Genomic DNA, 4,472 nt, shown 5'->3' on the forward strand with positions numbered 1-4,472 from the left:
AGGAGCCGTGCTTGAACGCTATGATCAAAAGTAAGGATATTTTTCTTTTCCAGTTTTTTGGCGCAATGATTCCATAGTTTAAACATAATAGTATCAAAAATATAAATTTTTTCAGTTTTACATAGTTCAGCAATATGATTGTTTAATAATTTATACACATGTTTCATGATTCTATACTTTGCCTTCATAACACAATACCTCCATAGGTTATAGGTTAAAAAACAATGCCAAAATTAACAACAACACATAAACACCATATATGTAGTTTTATATTTATTCAAAAATTTCTTCACAGAGATTATCATAGATGTTTTTTGTAGCGGATTTGCCATTTGGCGGCAGGATATATTCTCTGATAAAGGCTTCTCTGGCCTCTTTCTTGCTGTCCATTCCCTTGAGGACCACGTTTTCAATGAAGCTGCAGATGGATTTGAACAAATTGCCTTCTGTCTTGTACAGCAATTCAAAATTCATCCTGCCAAATTCATTAAGTTTGACACGTGTCTTTGGGCCAATGGTGAACAAGGCAGGCTTGTTGACCGCGGTGTATTCGGCTATGAAAGAAATGGAGTCCAAAATCATGGCGTCGGAAGTCAGGAACAGATCAATGAACTCGCCGTTTTCATACTGACCGTTTTCGAGCTCTTCCCAGCGGGCAAAATAGGCATCGCTTTCCTCTTTTCCCCACTTGGCCTCCAATTTGGGGCGCAGCATGGGGTGCGGTTTGAACGCGATTTGAATGCTGTCCTTGTACTGCTCCGCAATGGTGAACATGTCTTCATACAGGTCGAAGAAGGCATTGAATTGATACAGGTCATCTGGAAACTCATCAGAATGGTGCGGTGCCCAGATGATGCGTTTCCTGGGTTTGTTCTGGGGTTTCCATGGGTCTTTGGGCTGGTAGTTGCCGTCAAAGAAAGGATCCAGCTTTGGCGATCCGGTGACATGGATGTTACGCCCAATGTTTTTCATCACACTTTTTGCCAAATTAGAAACGTCTGTATTGGCTAGGAAATAGCGATTGACAAATCTGCACAGCTCCATAGAATGTTGTACATTGCTATTGCTGGAGAGTGGATAGAAATAATCGACAAGAAAGCTCATACGGTCAAAATAACGGTCGATATAAAACTCTCTTTGGAAAAATTTAAACCATGATTCCGTATAGAAGAGAATGTCAGGCTTCAGTTCAGCGCGCAGATTGACAAAGGTTCCGCTGTTTTCATCGTAGGTACGCATGACCCGATAGCCCTTTGCGGACAGAGCCGCATAGGTGGAATTCATATACTGTACCATCGCGTCATGGCCCTGTAAGATGAACGGATCGACGACTACCGTGGGGATAAAGGAGGGGCTGGCTTCCAGGAGCCGATACAGACTGTCAAAACACCAGCAGCTGATGCGTGAACAAAACAGGCAGACTCTCAGCTTTTCGCCTCTGGCCAGGCGCTCACGCATGTTGCGGCGATGTTCTTCTCGTTTATACAAGGCCGCGAGGTAGCGCTCCTCCGTGTTTGCTTTTCCTGGAGTAAAGTGCGTTTCCGTGCCGGGGAAGGAATACACACCGCGTTCATCCTTAGCCACACGAACACCCAGAAAATACCACCGCGGTCTGGAACCGCGATTCACTTTCCAGATCGGGAGGTTGAAGATCCGCCAGGTTGTGACATTCCCATGGATGGTCACAGAGGCCACCTGGACGCCGAATGCCGACCATGACTTGAGGTGTAGCTTGTTGTAAGGGATGTAGCGGATGCATGCACGCAGTTTTTCGATGGTCAGCCTGGACTGGCTCGCAAAACGCAGCAGGCTTGCGCAGATCGTTTCCAGCGACCCAATGCGGTCTCGGCAATAGGCATAGCACTTCTCCCCGATCCGCTCCTTGCCGTTTTCGCTGTAGACCTGGCGGATAATCTCGGCAAAGGGTGTGAAGGTCCCGGGAAAATCACGCGCCTGTTCACAGGTCATTCCCAGGCAGTATTCCACCGTGTCGCAGAGCAGGACATGCCTGTCATCCGTAAAGGGGGTGGTATCCATCTGGCAAATGACCGCCGGCAGCCGGCAGCCCGCCGCCTCAAGGACGCTGGTTCCCACGGCAAACACGATGTCCGCCATGTTGCTCAGGCAGGCAGCCAGTTCTTCATGGGCAACGGTGCCAAGAAAAACGGTCTCGAACTTGTCCTTATACTTTTCGGCACAGGCTTCCGCTTCCTTGCGGTACACACCGTCGCCGATGACGATCAGTCTCCTGGGTCGGGGATCTTTCAGCCTGGCCAGATGGGACATGATATTATAAAGCGAATACCGCTTGTCCACAGACAGGCGTCCCAGCCAGGCGATCGTGATCTGGCCCTTGCGTACCGGTTCCCTGACGGGGGGGTATTCCCTGGACTCCGCACGGATCTGCAGATAGTCCCTGTTCTGGAAATCAAGGCCGAACTGTTGTTTAAATATGTTGCGGCTGGACCAGTCGTGATACACCAGCGCCCTGTTTTCATAGGCAAGTTTGAGCAGGCGTCTGGCTTCATGATTGATGAGTACAACCTCCCAGGAGCAGGGCACTGTTTCCCAGTGCCAGAGGAGGAGCTTGCTTTGGGGCGGCAGGTTTTTGATTTGCACCACTCTCGTGGAGTTAACTACAACAATTACCGGTTCCGGCAGCGGCAGAGTGTCGGCATTGGGGTCGTAGTCAATGAACTGGATAGAGGTTCCCGGGGCACACAGGTCATGTGAAGCACCGTCATGGTAATCAACGAAGTAGACGTGCAAATCAGTATGTTCGGAAAGATACTTTGCATAGGTGAACAGTATCTTCGTTCCGCCAGCGACGGCACGGGACGGCAGCCAGAAACAGATGCCGGAATATCCTTGCTCCCTGATATCATGCTCAAGCTGCGAAAGATTTTTTTCGTCACTCATGATTCGTGCTCCACATGTTAAAAGTCTTTGCGGTAAAGGGTAGTGCCGAACAGGGAGATTTTCTTTCTCCTCCTGCTCCAGAAAAGCGAAAAGAGAAACTTCAAAGGAAATGAAACTCCCGGCCAAAAACGCTGAATTTGCGCTTGGTGAGATTTATATAAAAAATATGATTGACGGCTTTGAGTACCCGGCGGCGACCTCTGTGCCAGCGGCTGTGCAGACTGTCGGGATGCCTGCGCCGAATAATGGAGAGTAAGCCATGCTCGCGGCAGTATGCCTCTTCCAGGGCGTATATTTCCCGATAGATTTTTCTGCCCGTTTCTTCCGTGCCATAGGTCTTGATGACGTTGTCTTCATGCCAGCGGTAGCGGTACAGCATCCTGGGGAGATAGACCATGCCGCCGAGCTTTGCGAGCTGAAGGTTCATGTACCAGTCTTCCAGAAGCACAGAGGTATTGTACCCTCCGATTGCGCGCAGGGCGTCCGTCCGCATCAGATAGCCGTTGGGAATGTAGTTGCCTTCCAGAAGGCTTGCGTAGCTGCCGAACTCGTTTCGTCTGCGGCTGGGAATGTTCAGTCTGAGATACTCTCCAAACGTCTTGAAGCGGGCCTTCTCCAGAGGAATGCCTCTCCGGTCGGCATCCCAGCCTATGCGGCGGGAGGCATCGTCCATGATGCTGCAGTCGCCCACGGCCAGCACCACATCAGGACGGGACTCCAGCACCTGCACAAGTTCCTGCACAGCGTTGGGTTCGGCGGCATCATCCGAGGCGATGAGATAGACATACTTCCCCTGCGCCATATCGATCCCCAGGTTGCATGAGACCGCGGTATTCCTTTTTTTCTTGGACAACATCACGGTGCGGACGAAACGCACCCCGCATTCGGCTCGAAGGCTTTCCGCTGCCTGAAGCGTCCCGTCAGGCGAGGCGTCGTCGATGAGCAGCAGCTCAAGAGGCGAGTAACTCTGGAGGATAACGGACTTTATGCATTCCCGGATGAAACGTTCATGCCGATAGGAGGGAATAATAACGGAAACAAGGGGATTGGCCATGCCTCTTTCCTTTCTTACTTCCAGGCGTTCACCGTGTCCGTCACGAAGCGTATTTCCTCAGCGGTCATGACCGGAGACATGGGCAGGGAAAGAATTTCGCGATGAATTTTTTCCGTGATGGGATAGGTGCGATCGTTCCATTCCTCATAGGCAGGCTGCTTGTGCGGCGGCGTGGGATAATGGATGAGGGTCTGGATGCCCTTGCCCGCAAGATAGCGCTGGAATGCGTCCCGCTCTTCCGTACGCACGGCGAACACATGCCAGACCGCGGCGTCCTCGTCCCAGGTCTGCGGCAGGACCATGCGCGGGTTGGTGATATGCTCGCGGTAGAACAAGGCGATTTCGCGGCGGCGGGCGTTGTCGGCGTCGAGGTAATTCAGTTTCACGTCCAGCACCGCGGCCTGAATTTCGTCAAGGCGTGAGTTTATCCCCTTATAAAGGTTATGGTACTTGCGGTCAGAGCCGTAGTTGGCAAGGGCCTTCAGCTTCAGAAAGAGCG

General features: G+C 51.2%; 4 protein-coding genes. All 4 read right to left on the reverse strand.

Annotated features, from left to right (window positions below):
* The coding region (locus Q0Z94_RS11080; RefSeq protein ID WP_298069697.1) for a hypothetical protein at positions 1-188 on the reverse strand (188 nt) is incomplete at its 3' end.
* An 85-nt stretch (positions 189-273) separates the two neighbouring features.
* Complete coding sequence (locus Q0Z94_RS11085) at positions 274-2,919, reverse strand: CDP-glycerol glycerophosphotransferase family protein (protein WP_298069699.1); 2,646 nt, start codon at positions 2,917-2,919, stop codon at positions 274-276.
* A gap of 100 nt (positions 2,920-3,019) precedes the next feature.
* On the reverse strand, positions 3,020-3,973 hold the full coding sequence (locus Q0Z94_RS11090) for a glycosyltransferase (protein WP_298069701.1): 954 nt from the start codon (positions 3,971-3,973) through the stop codon (positions 3,020-3,022).
* Positions 3,974-3,987: 14 nt separating this feature from the next.
* Positions 3,988-4,472, reverse strand: a 485-nt coding sequence (locus Q0Z94_RS11095) for a DegT/DnrJ/EryC1/StrS family aminotransferase (RefSeq protein WP_298069703.1), incomplete at its 5' end; no start/stop codon positions are given.

The sequence above is a fragment of the uncultured Mailhella sp. genome, assembly GCF_947631555.1.
GTDB lineage: Bacteria > Desulfobacterota > Desulfovibrionia > Desulfovibrionales > Desulfovibrionaceae > Mailhella.